At 46.6% G+C, this 18,115-nt stretch carries 14 protein-coding genes, 2 tRNA genes and 3 rRNA genes; 11 read left to right on the top strand and 8 right to left on the bottom strand.

From position 1 onward, the window contains the following. Positions 1 to 4 precede the first annotated feature (4 nt). The 3 genes from KSK55_RS09490 to KSK55_RS09500 are packed head-to-tail and all read right to left on the bottom strand — an operon-like array spanning position 5 to position 4,193. Complete coding sequence (locus tag KSK55_RS09490) at positions 5 to 2,551, bottom strand: glycosyltransferase family 2 protein (protein ID WP_218606733.1); 2,547 nt, start codon at positions 2,549 to 2,551, stop codon at positions 5 to 7. Between the two features lie 10 nt (positions 2,552 to 2,561). Further along, positions 2,562 to 2,993, bottom strand: coding sequence for a response regulator (locus tag KSK55_RS09495; RefSeq protein WP_218606734.1), 432 nt, complete (start codon positions 2,991 to 2,993; stop codon positions 2,562 to 2,564). A gap of 21 nt (positions 2,994 to 3,014) precedes the next feature. Continuing rightward, positions 3,015 to 4,193 carry a sensor histidine kinase gene (locus KSK55_RS09500; RefSeq protein ID WP_218606735.1) on the bottom strand — a complete coding sequence of 393 codons (1,179 nt, stop codon included), beginning with the start codon at positions 4,191 to 4,193 and terminating at the stop codon, positions 3,015 to 3,017. A 320-nt stretch (positions 4,194 to 4,513) separates the two neighbouring features. Here KSK55_RS09500 and KSK55_RS09505 point away from each other — a divergent pair, with 320 nt between their 5' ends. Next, positions 4,514 to 5,350 carry a glycoside hydrolase family 26 protein gene (locus KSK55_RS09505; protein ID WP_218606736.1) on the top strand — a complete coding sequence of 279 codons (837 nt, stop codon included), beginning with the start codon at positions 4,514 to 4,516 and terminating at the stop codon, positions 5,348 to 5,350. A 72-nt stretch (positions 5,351 to 5,422) separates the two neighbouring features. Here the strand turns inward: KSK55_RS09505 and rrf are convergent. From rrf to KSK55_RS09530, 5 genes are all read right to left on the bottom strand, one after another. Continuing rightward, positions 5,423 to 5,544 (bottom strand): 5S ribosomal RNA (rrf, locus tag KSK55_RS09510). A 3-nt stretch (positions 5,545 to 5,547) separates the two neighbouring features. After that, positions 5,548 to 5,619 (bottom strand) — tRNA-Cys (locus KSK55_RS09515). Between the two features lie 75 nt (positions 5,620 to 5,694). Then, positions 5,695 to 8,617: ribosomal RNA gene (locus KSK55_RS09520) — 23S ribosomal RNA — on the bottom strand. Positions 8,618 to 8,768: 151 nt separating this feature from the next. Then, positions 8,769 to 8,841 (bottom strand) — tRNA-Ala (locus KSK55_RS09525). 68 nt (positions 8,842 to 8,909) lie between these two features. Then, positions 8,910 to 10,375 (bottom strand): 16S ribosomal RNA (locus KSK55_RS09530). The 16S, 23S and 5S rRNA genes sit together here with 2 tRNA genes alongside, the layout of an rRNA operon. 545 nt (positions 10,376 to 10,920) lie before the next feature. On the opposite strand from KSK55_RS09530, the gene KSK55_RS09535 reads away from it, so the two are divergent. The 10 genes from KSK55_RS09535 to KSK55_RS09580 are packed head-to-tail and all read left to right on the top strand — an operon-like array spanning position 10,921 to position 18,115. Next, entirely contained in the window at positions 10,921 to 11,610 is a 690-nt protein-coding gene (locus KSK55_RS09535; protein WP_218606737.1) for an energy-coupling factor ABC transporter permease, read from the top strand. Positions 11,611 to 11,613: 3 nt separating this feature from the next. After that, positions 11,614 to 11,916 carry an energy-coupling factor ABC transporter substrate-binding protein gene (locus tag KSK55_RS09540; protein ID WP_218606738.1) on the top strand — a complete coding sequence of 101 codons (303 nt, stop codon included), beginning with the start codon at positions 11,614 to 11,616 and terminating at the stop codon, positions 11,914 to 11,916. A gap of 7 nt (positions 11,917 to 11,923) precedes the next feature. Then, positions 11,924 to 12,703, top strand: coding sequence for a cobalt ECF transporter T component CbiQ (gene cbiQ / locus KSK55_RS09545; RefSeq protein ID WP_218606739.1), 780 nt, complete (start codon positions 11,924 to 11,926; stop codon positions 12,701 to 12,703). Positions 12,704 to 12,716: 13 nt separating this feature from the next. Continuing rightward, complete coding sequence (locus KSK55_RS09550) at positions 12,717 to 13,913, top strand: energy-coupling factor ABC transporter ATP-binding protein (RefSeq protein WP_218606740.1); 1,197 nt, start codon at positions 12,717 to 12,719, stop codon at positions 13,911 to 13,913. A gap of 60 nt (positions 13,914 to 13,973) precedes the next feature. Continuing rightward, the gene (locus KSK55_RS09555) at positions 13,974 to 14,519 is read left to right on the top strand and encodes a bifunctional cobalt-precorrin-7 (C(5))-methyltransferase/cobalt-precorrin-6B (C(15))-methyltransferase (protein ID WP_218606741.1); all 546 of its coding nucleotides are present in this window, start codon (positions 13,974 to 13,976) and stop codon (positions 14,517 to 14,519) included. Further along, the gene (locus KSK55_RS09560) at positions 14,519 to 15,130 is read left to right on the top strand and encodes a cobalt-factor II C(20)-methyltransferase (RefSeq protein ID WP_218606742.1); all 612 of its coding nucleotides are present in this window, start codon (positions 14,519 to 14,521) and stop codon (positions 15,128 to 15,130) included. Before KSK55_RS09555 ends, KSK55_RS09560 begins: the two co-directional genes overlap by 1 nt. Next, entirely contained in the window at positions 15,127 to 15,843 is a 717-nt protein-coding gene (gene cobM / locus KSK55_RS09565) for a precorrin-4 C(11)-methyltransferase (protein ID WP_218606743.1), read from the top strand. The genes KSK55_RS09560 and cobM overlap by 4 nt, the downstream gene beginning before the upstream one ends. Further along, a complete protein-coding gene (gene cbiG / locus KSK55_RS09570) occupies positions 15,840 to 16,712 on the top strand; it encodes a cobalt-precorrin 5A hydrolase (RefSeq protein WP_218606744.1) in 873 nt (290 codons plus the stop codon). The genes cobM and cbiG overlap by 4 nt, the downstream gene beginning before the upstream one ends. Then, positions 16,681 to 17,487, top strand: a complete 807-nt coding sequence (gene cobJ, locus KSK55_RS09575) for a precorrin-3B C(17)-methyltransferase (RefSeq protein ID WP_218606745.1) — start codon at positions 16,681 to 16,683, stop codon at positions 17,485 to 17,487. The genes cbiG and cobJ overlap by 32 nt, the downstream gene beginning before the upstream one ends. Continuing rightward, complete coding sequence (locus KSK55_RS09580; protein ID WP_256663973.1) at positions 17,477 to 18,115, top strand: precorrin-8X methylmutase; 639 nt, start codon at positions 17,477 to 17,479, stop codon at positions 18,113 to 18,115. Before cobJ ends, KSK55_RS09580 begins: the two co-directional genes overlap by 11 nt.

Raw genomic sequence — 18,115 nt, forward strand, 5'->3', positions numbered from 1 at the left:
TTTTTTATATGGCCGTATCTATCACAGGAATGCGTGCACCAGTCTTCAACACCCGGAAAACTCTGATGTCTGTTGTGTTTAATCCACCGTCCAGAACCATAGTCCCAGGAGTAATATCCATGTTTTTTGAATATTCTACTCCACCAGAACGAGCAGTGACCACATAAAAGTCCCCTTCAGGAAGCCTTTTTTCTGAAATTATAATAATCCGGTTCACCTGAGGATCATATCTGACGGCAAGTCCTGGTTCTCCAGGTGTATAAAATACTCGTGCAGGTCTTCCTGGCTCGATGGTATCAAACGAAGTAATTTCCTGTGTTCTCACAGGTTCAGAATTAATAATCGGTGGTGATGTTGAGTATGGACCGGGTAATGCTTCATAATTCAGCAACCGTACATCACGACCTGATTGGTAATCTTCCAAAGGTGTCATTACCTGACTTAAGCCGGGGATTTTTGTAATTGTGAAATGGTCTGAAATTGGCTTATACTCTATCACACCAAAGATGATCAGAGCGAGCAAAATTAGAAGAATCGTTATCCCTATCGAAAACGCGATCTGGCTGCCGGTTACTTTTCGCGCTCCACGGTCAACCTCCGGGGATTTCACCTCTATCCATTTCACCGGTTTAGAAAACCGCTCCGGGTGTTCTATTAATAACTGTTCGTGAACAATTTCAGTACCATGGCTTGTTTTTTCCCATTTATACGGCTTAAAGATAAGTTGCAGGGTTCCTTTCCATGCACCAATACTCATCAGTAACCAATATATCGGTGAAAAGAGTGCATAGAGAAGAAGATCACGTTGCTTTTCTTTCCAGGTTGCAAAGACCATCATGGTCAGAAAGAAGAGATTTCCTATCAGAAGATTGAATACTGCAATCGCTGCAAAGGGCCAGAAATCAAACCAGCTGGAAAAATATTCCGGAATGATAAAACCTGCCGCAAATACCAGCCAAAGGAAGAGATTCATAAGTGGGAGGTAAAAATTACCCCCAAAGCCAGTCTGAAAGATAAAAAAATTTTTGATTCCGATATCTTTCAGAACTTTAACCGGATGCCGCATCGTCACAAACCAGGTGATAACAAATCCCTTCACCCATCGTGAACGCTGACGTATCCATGATGGAACACGAGTAACTGCTTCTTCATAGGTATGAGAATTCAGGACTGCAGTATGGAGATTTTTCCGTGCTATTCGCATACCCAGGTCGGCATCTTCGGTCACATTGTATGGATCCCATGCACCCAGCTCCCGCAGGGTTTTCATTCTGAAGTGGTTACTCGTTCCTCCTAGAGGGATTGGTGCATCAATTTTATCCAATCCCTGGATGTAAAAATCATAGTAATAAGAATATTCAATTGAGAACCACCGTGTCAGCATATTCTTCCGTGGATTGTAGAAATTCAGAAGGCACTGAACACATGCGTATTTCGGACCGAGACGCTGGAATGCAATAACTACCTTTTTTAATTGATCCCGATCAGGGAAATCCTCTGCATCATAGATTACCACAAATTCTCCCCGTGAACGCTTTAATCCATAATTACAGGCACGGGGTTTCGTTGTGATATCTGCCTTCGGGATGACAACCGGGTGGAAGACACTTAAAAATGCGTGATACTCCGCTTCAGACATAGGGGAGATGATTTCTTCCACATTCCCAAAAAGACCTAATTTTCTGGCCTTTTCAATTGTTTCTGTATCTTCCTCTTCCATCAGGATTTTAACATCAAGTTTATCACGCGGATAATTGATATTTGCAATATTTTGCAAAATGTGAGGGAGCATCTCCTGTTCATGAAAGAGTGGGACCAGGACGGTATATATCGGAAGATCCTCATCTTTCAGATTTTGAATATCTTCATCAGAGATGTGAATAACATTCTTCTCTCCTGTCATCCCCTGCATTGACACATAGAATTTGACCGGATTCATCACGAAATACGTGATATTGATGATGGTAAAAAGGATGAAGAGCCAGAAGTATGGATTTATGGCAATGAGAAAAAGAACAAGGATCGTGCCGATGATAATTGTTGCTTTTTGCCAGGGAACAAGTATCCGGAATGCAGATTCTTCCGGTTGACGATCCACCAATTCACTCAGAGCACTGTACGCATGTGGCCCTTGATAACTCGTATCAGTGATTGTGAGGATGGCATCGAGTGGTGTTACTACTTTTTCAATTTTTTTCCCAAATACCTCTTCTAACCGTTTGAATAAGGGTTCATCCAGGGGATTTGCCGTTGCAATTTTCAGGTATGTTGGTTTTGACTCCAGGAGAGCGATGAGAACTTCTTCACCAACTGCATAGGGGAGTATTGAACCAATTCGCGGGTTGGCAAAAAGAATATCGCGCTCCATGAAGGCCAGCCCTATCCGGTCAGCTAAGAACGCATAGAAATCATCAGGAGCCTGTATTCGAAATTTTTTTATCGCTAGAATAAAGGTATCTAGGGTAATTGAAGGATCTTCAAGCAAAACTGTATTGGGAACATCCATCCCCTGTAATGTGGTGATTAATTCTTCCTTGGTAAGGTCGCTCATGATAGTGCATTTATCGGATTGAGAGAAGGCGTTCTTCTAAGAATTCGGCTACTTTATCGCCATCGATAATCTTATCTCTCTCCTGCTCATCCAGTTTTTCTTTAATCTTCTGTAACAGATCTTTAGGATTAACTGGTTTCATAATGTACGCATCTGCTCCAGCGTTGAGTGAAAAAACCGAATTTTCCAGACTTGCATACCCGGTGACCATGATCTTTTTCATATCAGGCCGGATTTTATGTGCTCTTTCAAGGAGTTCTGTTCCTTCCATATCAGGGAGTTTTATATCAAACAGTGCAAGATTAAAAAATTGAGACTCAATTTTTTCCAGTCCTCCTCCAGCGGTTGCCGCGGTTTCTACTTCATATCCTTCAAATTCAAGAATTTGTTTGGTACTATCGAGGATTGCCAAATCATCATCGACAATTAGGATTCTCTTCATAATTTTCTCCATTATGTAAATCTATGATGCAGGAAGTGTAACTTCAAACGTTGTCCCTTCAGAAGATGTATTCACCAGGGTTATCGTTCCCCCATGTGCTTCAACCAGCCGTTTTGTTACTGCTAATCCCAATCCAGTTCCTTTCGGCTTGGTTGTATACAGAGGTTCAAATATTTTTGATAAAGACTCCGGAGGAATACCAACACCAGTATCTGATATCATTATACAGACATTCTCTTTAACCCGGGATATCTTCAAAGTAAGGATCCCTCCTTTTTCCATTGCCTGTATGGCATTGTTAATCAGGTTTTCCAATACTCTGGTGAGTAAAAATGGATCTCCTGAAATTAAAAAATCTGATTCTATTCTTTTTATTACCTGAATATTATCAGGAATTGAGATATTTTTTAGTATCTCATCCATAACTAGAATTGGATTGACTATTGATACTTCTGGATGAATATCTCTTGCATAATCCTGTAAATCAGATACAATTTTGTTCAAATAGAGAACCTCAGTTCGTATCCGATTAAATATTTCAGGAATTCCATGCTTTACAAGAACAAATGCTTCGTCCTGGTGCATTTTGCTGATTTTCATCTCTAAAAGATATTGCATGTTTGTGATGACCTGAAGAGGATTTCGCATATCATGCCCAATCATGGTAGCAAGTTCCCCAATTATTGCAAAACGCTCCGCAATCTGTAACTGTTTGGTTCGTTCCTCAACAAGTTCTTCAAGGTGACGAGCATAGAGCTCCAGTCTGTTCCGGGCTCTGAAAAGTTCTACTGACTGAACGATTTTCTGAATCTGCTCATTAAAAATGATATTAACATCATGTTCACTATCAACATGTTTTTGGGGATCCTGCGCATAATCAATTAGAATATCACGGTCTCTGTCAGGTATACTGAATAATAAAAATGGTTTTTTCTGACCTATCCGCTCCAGATTGATATGAAGTGTAATAGCATCCATATCATCAAGATCATAATCAGATAAAATTACATCATATGACCTTTTTTGTACAAATGCGAGAGCTTCCTGACCATTGTGAGAAACCGTAACAGATAAAAGATCTGATAGTTCCAGATATTTTTGGGATAAAACTGCAATATCTGGAGAACTAATTACGAACAAAACCTGAAATCTCTCTCCCAAAGATGTATCCGGAGATTTTAATATTCCAGGTTTCATCATCTTCTCCTATTTTGATATGTGAATTGTTACATATCCAGGCATCTATAGTAATTCAACGTATGACTCAATCTGTATTTAAAATACCAAATCATCTCATATCTATAGAAAGAAAACGTACATGCCTTTATTTTAGTAGAATGTTCCTTCTATTATTACTTCTGATACAAATTATCGTAGGAAATGGATATGCTATCAACCTGAGCCTCCCAGAAAACGGAACACTATGGAATGGTGCATTCACACCAGTCCGGTATCATAATAACGAAATGGAAATTTCAAATAAGAGCATTCAATCATATATATATCACTCAGGGAAACCTTTGAAAATCATCGCATTTTCACATGAATGGAGCATACATAGAAGTTTCCCAATAGAACAGATTACCACCATACATGCTTTTGGAGCGATTCCATATGTAAGACTTATGCTCCGGACTGATAATAAGCAATACAGACCTGAACCACTATATACGCTGAAAAGAATTCGGGATGGTTTTTATGATACTGAAATTCGTCAGTTCGCAAAAGAGGCAAAAGAACTGCCATACCCCTTATTGATAGAATACGGAACAGAAATGAATGGATGGTGGTTCTCATGGAATGGCTATTGGACTGGCAAAGAAAAGGGGACCTTATTGTTCCAATCAGTATATCGACATATCATTACACTTATGAAAGAAGAAGGAGCAGATAACCTTATCTGGGTATTTCATATCAATTGGCATTCAAATCCTGAAGAAGAGTGGAATAATCCGAAGATGTACTATCCAGGAGATGAATTGATTGACATAATCGGGATTTCAGCATATGGGGCACTCACCCCTGATGATAAAAACTCTCTTCCATTTTGGGTAATGATGAACGGAGGATATCAGACAGCTAGAAACATTTCTCAATCAAAACCTGTGTTACTATCTGAATTTGGCACAGACATAAGAAATCCATATACCTCTGCTGATGTATGGATTGAAGAGGCATTTTCAACTCTTATTGAGCAAAACCAATGGTCTCATGTTATAGGTTTTGTCTGGTGGAATGCTAATTGGCCAAATGATCTAAATCCTGAAAATAATACAACAATGCGGATTGAAGACGATATAAGTATTCAAAACATTTTCAGAAAATATCTATCATCAGACGTAGTTGCTGATAATTAATACAACAATACTTTTTCGATTTACAATAATAACAAGAAGAACAATTCAAGAATAGATAATTTCTTACTTGAACAATAGCAGCGAGGAAGGTTTCCCGAGGACTCGCGTACCTCAGTACCATCATCCACGTGAGGTGTCTTAACTTCCGTGTTCGGAAAGGGAACGGGTGTAACACACCTGCTGTGGCCGCTATTGAGAGCCAAGATCCGGATTTGAACCGGAGTGTAGTTGATCTGCAGTCAACCGCGTGGCCGCTCCGCCATCTTGGCCTGGCTTGGACAGTGTTGGAGACGCAGGAAAAGAATCAGTAGCGTTTCAGGATTTCGTCTGGGTTTGAGAAACTGAATTTGACGTTATTAGGACTATTAGTATTCGCGGACTGAACACGTCGTTGCCTTCGTGCTTACATCCCGAACCTATCAACCGGGTCTTTTACCCGGGTCTTTAATGAAGTCTCTTGTTCAGGCTGAGTTTCAAGCTTAGATGCTTTCAGCTTTTATCTCTTGGCGCGTAGCTGCTCGGCCATGCCTTGTCAGACAACCGATCGACCAGAGGCGCCGAGTGAAAGTTCCTCTCGTACTATTTCACTCTTGCCTTCAGACTTCCGACACTCCTTATAGATAGTAACCGACCTGTCTCACGACGGTCTAAACCCAGCTCACGATCCCCTTTAATAGGCGAACAACCTCACCCTTGGCTGCTGCTGCACAGCCAGGATGGAAAGAACCGACATCGAGGTAGCAAGCCGCCGGGTCGATATGTGCTCTTGCCGGCGACGACTCTGTTATCCCCGGGGTAGCTTTTCTGTAGTCAATAGCCCTCATCAACAGGGCGTATTGGTTCGTTAGACCCGAGTTTCCTCTCGCGATTTCTTGCTATGCGAAATCGCGTCAGGCCAACTTTTGCTCTTGACACTCTTCAGCGGGTTTCTGACCCGCTTGAGTTGACCTTAGGGCACCCTTGATATTTTTTCGAGGGTGTGGCGCCCCACCCAAACTGCCTACCTATCGATGTCCTGATAAATCAGTTAGAATTACAATAAAACCAGGATGGTGTCTCATCGTTGACTAACCAACCCCCACAAGGGTTGGATCGACGTCTCCCATCTACCCTGCGCAGGTAATACCGTAACCCAACGACAGGCTGCAGTAAAGCTCCACGGGGTCTTCACTTCCCATAAGGAGTCACTAGTCTCTGCACTAGTACAAAAGGTTCAACGGGTTCGTGTTAGGGACAGTATCGCTCTCGTTATTCCATTCATGCAAGTCGCCAATTAAGCGACAAGGTACTACGCTACCTTAAGAGGGTCATAGTTACCCCCGCCGTTTACGAGTCCTTCGTCCGGTTGAACCCGGTGTTCAGATACTCGCACTGGGCAGGAATCACAGACTATACGAGTCCTTTCGGAGTTGCAGTCTGCTATGTTGTTATTAGACAGTCGGAGCGATCTTGTCACTGCGACCTGCCCAATCGCTGGGCAGGCACCCCTTATCCCAAAGTTACAGGGCTAATTTGCCGAGTTCCCTTAACACGATTACTCCCGACACGCCTTCGCCTTCTCAGCGAGGGGCACCTGTGTCAGTTCTCGGTACGGACTACATCACCCTTTTCACGGGCTCCTGGAATCAGCATTGTTACCCCATCACCGTTTAGAAAAATTCTCACCATTACGGTACTCCAATTTCATATCCAGCTTAGACGGAGCGACGGCTCCGCAATGCCTATCCGAAAGCGTCAGGATTGTTTGATGCAGGTACAGGAATATTAACCTGTTTCCCTTTCGGCGTACTCGAATTACGGTACGTCTTAGGACCGACTAACCCTCGACTGACGAACATTGTCGAGGAAACCTAGCCCCTGCGGCGGATTGGATTCTCACCAATCTTAAGCTTCTACTACTGCCAGAATTTTCATTCCTACACGGTCCACAGGATCTTGCAACCCTGCTTCCGCCCATGCAGGACGCCTCTCTACGCCATCATACTATTATATGGTCCGTGGTATCTGTGGCAGGCTTAAGCCCCGTCCATTTTCAGCGCCCTGAATCTTGACTGGTAAGCTGTTACGCACTTTTTAAAGGGTAGCTGCTTCTAAGCTCACCTCCCAGTTGTCTTTGACCCAGGACTACTTTCAGTGTTTACACTGAGCCTGCACTGAGGGACATTAACCACGGTCTGGGTTGTCTCCCTTACGCATTACAAGCTTACCCCGTAATGCGGACTTCCGGCCGTCTCAGATGACAGGGAATTTGGAGTTTGACAGGAGAGTGAGGACTTTCGCCCCCAGCTTCCCCAATCAGTGCTCTACCTCACTGTCTATCTCAGGCCAGGTCATGCTACGGCATGTTTCGAGAGGAACCAGCTGATGCCCGGCTCGATTAATCTTTCACTCCTATACGCAGGTCACGCGAATGATTTGCATATCAAAACCGCTTGCGGTCCTCCACGCACCTTTCGGCACGCTTCAACCTGCCCACGCATAGATCGCCGGGCTTCGGGTCTTATCCTGCTGACTTCACGCACTGGTAGTACGTCGTCCCTGACCTTGCGGCTGCGGACTTGTTGGTTTCCCTTTGGCTTCTTTCATAGAAATTAACCGTCGCCAACAGAATAAACTCTCTGGCCCGTTCTTCAAAACGTACGATATGACACCGGCAACAAAACCCGTACTACCGTCTTGCAACGAGTTCCTTCGCTTTGAAGATCCTTTCGTGCCATATCACGCGATAACCTGTCAGTTTCAGGCACTTTTCAACACCTTTCCAGGGTTGCTTTTCAGCTTTCGCTCACGCTACTACTACGCTATCGGTTTCGGGGAGTATTTAGTTTTGGAGGTTGATGACCCCCACATTCACGCGGGAATTCCGACCCACGTTACTCAGGATACCGCTCAAGCATACATTCATACACATACGGGACTGTCACCCTCTCTGGTACACCGTTCCAGGCAACTTCAGTTCTGAATGCATGTCTTTTGCTGCGGTCCATACACCACATCTCCCGAAGGATTCGGTTTGAACTCTGTCGTGTTCGATCGCCTCTACTAACGACATCCCGGTTGGTTTCTTCTCCTGCCCCTACTAAGATGTTTCAATTCGGGGCGTTCCCTTTCCGATGACGGAATGATGCAGAACGCATCTGGATGTCCTATTCGGGGATCTCCGGTTCAATGGCTCCTTGCGCCTACCCGGAGCTTATCGCAGCTTGGCACGCCCTTCGTCGGCACCCGAACCGAGCCATCCACTGACAGGCGTAAGAACGTCTTTGTAGTTTCTTCAAACCCATGTAACGTCCAGAAACGCCTAGTGATCTCTTTCTGCGTCTCCTTTACACAGCGTATCATTGCCCCGGTTTCACGGGGTCTCAAGCCCTTCCCCGGATCTGTCGCCAGACCGGGTGCATCTAAAATCTAACACCAGTGGACCCGTGGGGATTTGAACCCCAGGCCTCGGCGTTGCAAACGCCGCGCTCTTCCAACTGAGCTACGAGCCCTCTGATTCCATTCCGGAACACTGGCAACTCTATGGTCTGTCTGCATCTGCTACTACTTTCATTTCGTTAGGAGGTGATCCAGCCGCAGATTCCCCTACGGCTACCTTGTTACGACTTAACCCCCCTTGCAAAACCCAGATTCGAACATATCAGAGATACATCCTCATCAAGACCTCACTCGGGTGGTTTGACGGGCGGTGTGTGCAAGGAGCAGGGACATATTCACCGCGCTATGTTGAAACGCGATTACTACGGATTCCAGCTTCATGCGGGTGAGTTACAACCCGCAATCCGAACTTCGGATAGGTTTAGGAGATTGTCATCACCTCTCGGTGTAGAAACCCATTGTCCTATCCATTGTAGCCCGCGTGTAGCCCGGATAATTCGGGGCATGCTGACCTACCGTTGCCCATTCCTTCCTCCCCTTTAGCAGAGGCGGTCCGAGCAGTGTCCCCATCAACCCGAAGGTCAAGCTGGCAACTGCTCGCGTGGGTCTCGCTCGTTGCCTGACTAAACAGGATGCTTCACAGTACGAACTGACGACGGCCATGCACCTCCTCTCAGCTAGTCAAGTAGAGTCTTCATCCCGACTATCATTCAGCTGTCTTATCCGGTGAGATTCCCGGCGTTGAGTCCGATTAAACCGCAGGCTCCACCCGTTGTGGTGCTCCCCCGCCAATTCCTTTAAGTTTCAGCCTTGCGACCGTACTCCCCAGGCGGCGCGTTTCACGGTTTCCCTTCGGCACCTCAGTGACACGTGGTCACTGACACACCTAACGCGCATCGTTTACAGCTGGGACTACCCGGGTATCTAATCCGGTTTGCTCCCCCAGCTTTCGTCCCTCACTGTCGGACCCGTTCTGGTGAGATGCCTTCGCCATAGGTGGTCCCACCGGGATTACAGGATTTCACTCCTACCCCGGCAGTACCTCTCACCTCTCCCGGTCCCTAGAAATGCAGTTTCCCCTGAACGCCCACCAGTTAAGCTGGCGGATTTCTCAAGAGACTTGCATATCAAGCTACGGACCCTTTAAGCCCAGTAATAGTGGCCACCACTCGAGCCGCCGGTATTACCGCGGCGGCTGGCACCGGTCTTGCCCGGCCCTTTCTTCACCAGTTATTTACACTGGCGGACAGCCAGCCTGTGCTGGCACTCGGGGTTTCCTTATCACGGTTGCCCGCATGGTAAAGTTTTCGCGCCTGCTGCGCCCCGTAGGGCCTGGATTCGTGTCTCAGAATCCATCTCCGGGCTCTTGCTCCCACAACCCGTACCGATGACAGGCTTGTTGGGCCGTTACCCCAACAACTACCTAATCGGCCGCAGACTCATCCTGAAGCGACGGATCTTTCGTTCGCATAACATTCCAGTCAGCACGAACTATGGAGTATTACCCCCAGTTTCCCGGGATTATCCTCCACTTCAGGGCAGATTGTCCACGTGTTACTGAGCAGTACGCCGAGGTCTTACACCTCTCGACTCGCATGGCTTAGTCAAACCCCGATAGCAGTGGCCTCTGGCAGGATCAACCAGAATTTCCAAATTTCTCGCACACTGTATCACTTAAAGTATTGGCAGATGTAGACAGATATCCACATTACCAGTATTCCTATGTCAGAACCGATACTGCACTTCAATGCATTCGTCGGCTCTCCATTAAAACGGCCTCTTACGTTGCTCCCTGAAGGTTATATACTTTTGTATTGCCCTTCTCGAACAAACATTCCCCGGCCGCCGGCTCCTGATGTTTCAGGAAGCGTGTGGGATAACAAAGTTGTATTGATCCAGATATATAGTCATCGATTTGATATCCTAAACCCCCAGACCATTCCCTTCGTCCGACATTCCGGATTGTAGGTATGATATCACTCTAAACTCACATTCTTTCAGAATCACTCCGATTGTGAAAAAATCCTCGTATTGGCGAATTGCGCGGTTATGTTAATCTTACAACCGAATTACCCCCATACAAAATTTGAGAGAAATGGACCGTTATTTGTCATAAGTCTCGAAAAATATCCTCATTGTTTTTTGATCAAATTTATTAACAATAAAACAAAATTTCTTTAGGAGTTCTCATTATGCATGTTATGGAAGGATTTCTTCCGCCCCTTTGGGCGGCAATTTGGTGGATTATTTCATTACCATTCATTATTTACGGATTCGTTCAATTGAAAAAACTCATTACAGAGAATAAAGATGCACTTCCACTCCTGGGTATTTGTGGCGCACTTATCTTTATCCTCTCAGCACTCAAACTTCCGTCAGTCACCGGAAGTTGTTCCCATCCTACCGGGACCGGCCTCTCAGCCATCGTGTTCGGCCCTTTCGTAACCACCATCATCGGATTTATCGTCCTCCTCTTCCAGGCACTCTTCCTGGCACATGGTGGGCTTTCAACCCTTGGTGCAAACACATTTTCGATGGCAATATGCGGTCCGTTTTTGGGATACTATGTCTACCGCGCTCTTCGTGATACCAAACTAAACATGTATATCACGGTATTTATCGCCGTTGCTCTCGCTGATCTCTTCACCTACGTCATCACCGCTCTTGAGCTCACCCTGGCTGTACCGGCTGGAGACCTTGGATTCGGGGGCCTGTTTGCAACCTTCCTTGGTGTCTTTGCAATAACGCAGATTCCACTGGCAATCCTGGAAGGAGCTGTGCTCGCACTGGTGTTCAAATACATTGTTGATATTAAACCAGACATTATTGTCAGAATGAAAATATTCTCTGAAGAGAAGATCAAAGCCGCACGGGGAGAGTGAAAAATGAAATATCAATTTGAGATTATCGTCGGAATCATTGTGATCCTGTTCATCGGAGTGTTTCTCTACACCGCTTCCATCAACCCGGATGCAGAGTTCGGAGGTTCAGACGGCGTTGGATCAGCAGTTGTTTCTGAACTGACCGGAGTTGCAGAAGATGATGTCGCCCCCCTGATTCCCCAGTGGGCACCCCCATCCGGTGAGATCGAATCTGGATTATTTGCACTTCAGGCAGCATTTGGCGGAATTATTCTCGGACTGGGGTTTGGATACTTACTAGGACAACGAAAAATAAATCAAAATTGAATCAATAATGTTTGCCCATGATTTCCTGGAAGAAGCAGCACAACATAATGCCCTTCTACAGGTCCATCCATATACCAAACTTCTTCTTGGTATTGGATCAATCATCCTTGTTTTATTAACGCCAAATTATATTGTCCCTTGTTTTCTTGCGATATCTTTGAGTATCGTAATCATTGTTATCGCAAAGATAAATTTCAAGTTTTATCTGAAACTGCTTGAAATTCCGCTCAGCTTTGCACTCTTGAGCGCACTTGTCATCATTTTTCTTTCCGAGGGAGTGACAGAAATATGGTCATTCCAGGTATTTTCCTGGCTTACCCTCACCGTAACTGAGGAAAGCCTGAATCAGGGACTGCATATTTTCGCTAGAGTTTTCGGAGGCATGTGCGCTTTGTTTTTCATATCCCTGACAACACCCATGACCGATCTCTTCGGTATCATGAAAAAACTGAAAGTCCCTGACCTGTTTATTGACCTTTCAATGATCATCTACCGGTACATCTTCATTTTTATGGAAAAAGCCCACCAGATATATCTCGCACAACAGATGCGTCTTGGATACACCAAACCCCGCGAAGCAATCAAATCCTACAGCATGCTCTTTGGGAGCATCTTCATCACATCATGGGATGCGGGCGAAGATCTTATTCATGCCATGGATTGCCGATGCTATAATGGAAAATACGCAAAAATGATCACCTATAATCCAATGGAATGGAGATCTCTTTCTGTTGTTTCTATCTATCTTTTCATCATCATCGGCATGATCCTCTGGACATCAGGGTAAAGGAAAAGATCACATGGAACCACTCATCGAACTCAGAGATCTCGAATATGCATATCCATATGCCTCCCCTGCACTCTTAGCTATCAGCCTCCGTATTCAGAGAGGAGAAAAGATTGCTCTGGTCGGTTCTAATGGAGCAGGAAAATCCACCCTCCTCCTCACCCTCAATGGGATGATACGACCAGACAAGGGATTGGTTACCTTCCATGGAAACCCGGTTTCATATGATCGTGCATCACTTCGGAAGATCAGGCAGAAGATCGGGTTTGTCTTTCAGGATCCGGATGTTCAGATAATTGCACCTACCGTATGGCAGGATGTCGCATTTGGACCGGTGAACCTGGATTATTCAGATGAACAGGTGAAGCAGGTAGTTACAGATGCGCTGCATAGCGTCGGACTCGAAGGTTTTGAGAAGCGTCCTCCTTATCACCTTTCAGGCGGGGAGAAGAAGAGGGTCGCCATCGCAGGGATCCTTGCCATGGATCCTGATGTCCTCATCCTGGACGAACCTACGAGCATGCTTGATCCTGCCGGAAGCGAAGACATTATGGACCTCCTTGATGAACTCAACCACCAGGGGAAAACTATCATCATCTCCACCCATGACGTTGAGCTTGCCTATCCCTGGGCCGACCGTATAGTTCTGATGGAAAAGGGTAGGATAATAGCATCTGGAACTCCGGGAGAGGCATTCTCAGATAAAGAACTGGTCAGGCGGGCACGGCTGAAAACGCCGATACTTCTTGAGCTCTCGCAGGAACTGAAGAGCAGGGGAATGAAAACACCGGGAACCTTACCTAGAACCGTCCTTGACATCATCAGAATCATCGAGCAGGATCATCATGGATCAATCCGCCTCTCTGACAATGGATATGGGACAATACATGTCGGGGATGTTGACCAGATATCCGGACCACATATACAGGCGATTCTTGCCAGGACTTCATGTGACACCATCGGAGTGATGGGAAGCAGGGCAAAAATTTGTGCCCGCCAATGGGGTCTGACTCCGGATATCTCCTATGCAGTCATCGACAAATGTATCCTCCAGGCAATGAACGGGCGAACCAGTCTTATTCTGACAACCGGAGGGATGGTTACCAGGGTTTTTGAACGGGTGACCATGTTTAACCAGACAAACAACCGGTCAATTCCGGTTCGATCACTCATACACAATGAAAACCCGGATAAACTACCGGGTATCTGACCTCTGAAATGTTCAAAACCAATCACTTTTGAAGGGCACCCGCTAATGTATACGGAGCATATGATACATCGTCCACCGGATAAACCACCAACAGGCGGACCAACAAAGGATGAAGTGCTGGCAATAGCCATGCACAAACTGGATCTGAAACCAGCAGATATTTTTGCTGATATCGGGTGTGGGACCGGAAAAGTTACCCTGACCGCTGCACCACTGGTTTCTCATGTCCATGCCATGGATATCAGAGAGGAAGCATACCGATGGACCTGTGAAGAACTGCGAAAGAGTGGTTTTGCAAATGTAACACCGCACTTTGGCAACGCTGTTTCTATTCTCTCCTCTCTGGAAAAAGTAGATAAAGCCTTCGTTGGGGGGTCGAAGAATCTTTCTGATATCATCACCCGGCTTGCTCACCTGAAGGTGAAAACCATTGTTATCACTGCAGTTCTTCTTGAAACGCTCAATATTGCACAATCAACATTACAGGAATTTGATATGTTTCATGACGTCACCCTTGTTCAGGTTTCAAAAAGTATGCCCCTTGCCGGGGGATTTATGCTCAAACCCCTTGACCCGGTATTCATCATCACCGGAGGGGTTGCCTGATGCTCACCGGAGTGGGTCTTGGTCCTGGCGATCCTGAGCTTCTGACCCTCAAGGCGGTTCGCATGCTGCAGAAAGCAGATGTTGTGTATATTCCAGGCGGTCTGGCAAGGCGTCTGGTTGAGCCATACTGCACCCCCATTGAACTTCCCTTTCCCATGAGTCATGACGAAGAGATGATTCGGGCGCAGATCATCGAGAATTCTGAAAAGATTGCGACAGATGCCAGGGATAAGAATGTCGTCTTTGGAATCATTGGTGACCCGAATATCTTTTCAACCTTCTCCCGTCTCACGGTTATCCTGAAGGAGAGATATCCGGATATCACCGTAGGTACTGTTCCCGGCATCTCATCAATAACGGCACTCATGTCTGAGACCGGGCTTCCCATTACCGGGGGATTTTGTGTCACCGACGGGAGTGCGATAAAATCCCTGATTCGGATGAAAGTCAGAAAACCCCATGAGTTGGCAGAAAATCTCCGGAAAGAAGGGTACTCAAGGTTTTCACTGGTGGAGCGGATGTATATGGACGGTATGCAGGTCCTCACCGGGGATGACCTTCCGGAAGAGAGCAGTTACTTCTCACTCCTGTATGCAGAGCGTGACATATGAATAAAATCTGGTTTATTGGTGCCGGACCTGGAGATCCTGATCTCATTACTGTGAAGGGACGAAGACTCCTTGACTCCGCTGACATCCTGATATATGCCGGATCACTGGTCAATCCTGACCTTGTTGCAAGTTCTCCGGCGGGCGAGAAGTATGACAGTAATGGCATGAGCCTTGAAGAGATGGTTCCCATCATGGTCAGGGGAATTCGGGAAGGAAAAACGGTAATCAGACTTCATTCAGGAGATCCTGCACTCTATGGGGCAATCGTTGAACAGATTGATCTTCTAAAGCAGGAAGGCATATCTGTCGAAGTCGTCCCGGGAGTCTCATCGCTCTTTGGCGCTGCAGCAGCATTACAGGCTCAGCTGACACTTCGGGGAGTATCAGAATCGGTCATCATCACCCGCCCCGCTGGAAAAACCCTTGAGAAAGACAAGATATTCGAACTCTCACAGACCGGCGAAACCATGGCAGTCTTCCTGGGAACTGACAAACTTGAGGAGATTACATCCCGCCTGGCCTGCCACCCGGAGACTACTGCTGTGGTAATATACCACGCAACATGGCCAGATCAGAAGATCATCAGGGGAACGGTGCAGGACATTGCCAGGAAAGCGGCGGATGCAGGGATTACAAAATCTGCTCTTCTGCTTATTGGTGAAGTATTTGCAGAAGATCCACAAGGACATATCAGGTCATTCCTTTATTCATGAGTACGGTTGTAACAGCGCTCCCGTACTTTCAGGAGCAGGGAGAGAGAATCGCTAAAGCAATTAACGCAGAGTTTATCCCCTACCGTTCAGGATTATTCTCTGAACTCTTTCAGACCACACAGCGGATAGTTGCGATCATGGCAATCGGCATCGTAATCCGGAATATAGCGCCCCTGATCCATGACAAGTGGACAGATCCTGCAGTTGTCGTGATAAGTCCTGATATGCAGTATGCAATACCTGTTCTGGGAGGTCATCATGGAGCAAATGATCTTGCATACCTGCTACAGGAGAGATGCAACCTAACTCCGGTCATCACCACCGCAACCGAAGCAACCGGACGGGAAGCTGTCGAAGTCCTGGCAACCCGTGAAAACCTCCGGGTTATCAATACCCGGTCCACCAGGCAGGCGAACGCATCGGTCCTTATCGGGAATGCCGGAGTATACCGGGTGCCAGGTCCCGGGATGGTTATTGCGGGATCAGGAGTCTCATTCCTTGTTGCAGATGGACCGTATGTGGTCGGTATCGGATGCAGGCTGGGAACATCTGCAGATGAAATCATGCAGGCAATTCATTCCGCATGTGAAGCGGCCGGTATCAATTTAGAAGATATTGCCATCTATGCATCCGGCGCAATCAAATCTCATGAGTCGGGCCTTCTTGAAGCGATCAGAACACTGGGCAGAAATATCATCTTTCTTGATCCATCCGACCTGAATGAGGAGGCCCCCCCTTCAAAGTCTGCTGCATCACGGTTCGGACTTCCCGGTGTTGCAGAACCAGCAGCACTTGCTGTATCAGTCCATCACCACCTCATCCTGGAGAAACAGATCTATGGAAACGTCACCATCGCAATCGCAGAATAAAACTCAAACTCCCACCGGCTCACTCGCAGTCGTCGGAATAGGCCCTGGCAGTCCGGAGATGCTGACTATCGCAGCTGAAAAAGCAATAAAGAACGCGGACATTGTCATCGGGAATGACTTTTACATCAACCAGATACCCCATTTATTTACTCATCAGGAAGTCATCAAAAGTCAGATGGGAAAAGAGGTAAACCGCGCAAAGCAGGCTATTGCTCTTGCACAGGACAAACATGTCGTCATGGTATCCGGTGGAGATCCTGGCGTATATGGAATGGCCGGACTTATCCTTGAGATGGCCGAACGAATTGCTCCGGACCTGAAGATTGACATCATTCCTGGAGTGACGGCTGCAAGTGCCGGTGCTGCTCTGCTTGGGGCTCCTCTCACCAATGATTTTGCTGTCATCAGCCTTTCAGACCTGCTTACACCCCGTGATGTTATAAAGAAACGCATCAGGGCATTATGTACGGCCGGGATCCCTATTGTACTCTATAATCCCAAAAGCCGCACACGAACCAGCCTGTTTGAAGATGTCGTCGATATCGCACGCGAACACCTCGCCGGTGAAACCCCGGTGGGGATTGTAAAGGATGCCTACCGTCCGGATGAGACGATTATCGTCACCACTCTTGCGAATGTCATGGACGTTTTTGATAGTGTAGACATGCACACCGTTGTTTTTATTGGCGGTGAAGAGACACGAATGCTCAGGAGATATGCAGATGCCAGAGGAATGTTCACCCCCCGCGGGTACCACCGGAAATATGTCTACTAATACCTATACCGATATCGGAGCTGATACACCGGAAGGATATGCCATATCACGTACATCACGGGAACTGGCCAGGAAGACCATCGGAGATGCTGGACCCCTTGACCGGATTCGCCAGCGTTGCTCAATCGCTGTCGGTGATTTTGCAATGGCAGACCTGATGCGGTTTCAAGGAGATCCGGTGAGTGCCGGTTTTGCAGCTCTGCGAGCGGGAGCACCAATATTTACTGATATCAGGATGGTGCAGACCGGGATCCAAAAGAAGGGACACAAAAGTAAGGTGACCTGTATCCTTGATACCCTTTCATCACCTGATACCGGGGGGAAGACACGCACATCTGCAGCAATTATGGCTCTTGGGGATCACCTTACCGGATCCATTATTGTTATCGGAAATGCTCCGTCAGCACTTCTGGTTCTGTGCGATATGATTCAAAAAGGGATCAGACCTGCCCTTATTATCGGGACACCGGTTGGTTTTGTGAACGCAGCAGAGTCAAAAGAACTCCTTCGGACCTTTGATATCTCCTCGATCTCCAACGAAGGAACACGTGGGGGCACTCCGGTCGCCGTTGCTGCCATGAATGAGATCATCACCATGTTCGTGGAAGCGGCCGGAACCATTGAGTAA

It is taken from the genome of Methanospirillum hungatei (genome assembly GCF_019263745.1).
Lineage (GTDB): Archaea > Halobacteriota > Methanomicrobia > Methanomicrobiales > Methanospirillaceae > Methanospirillum > Methanospirillum purgamenti.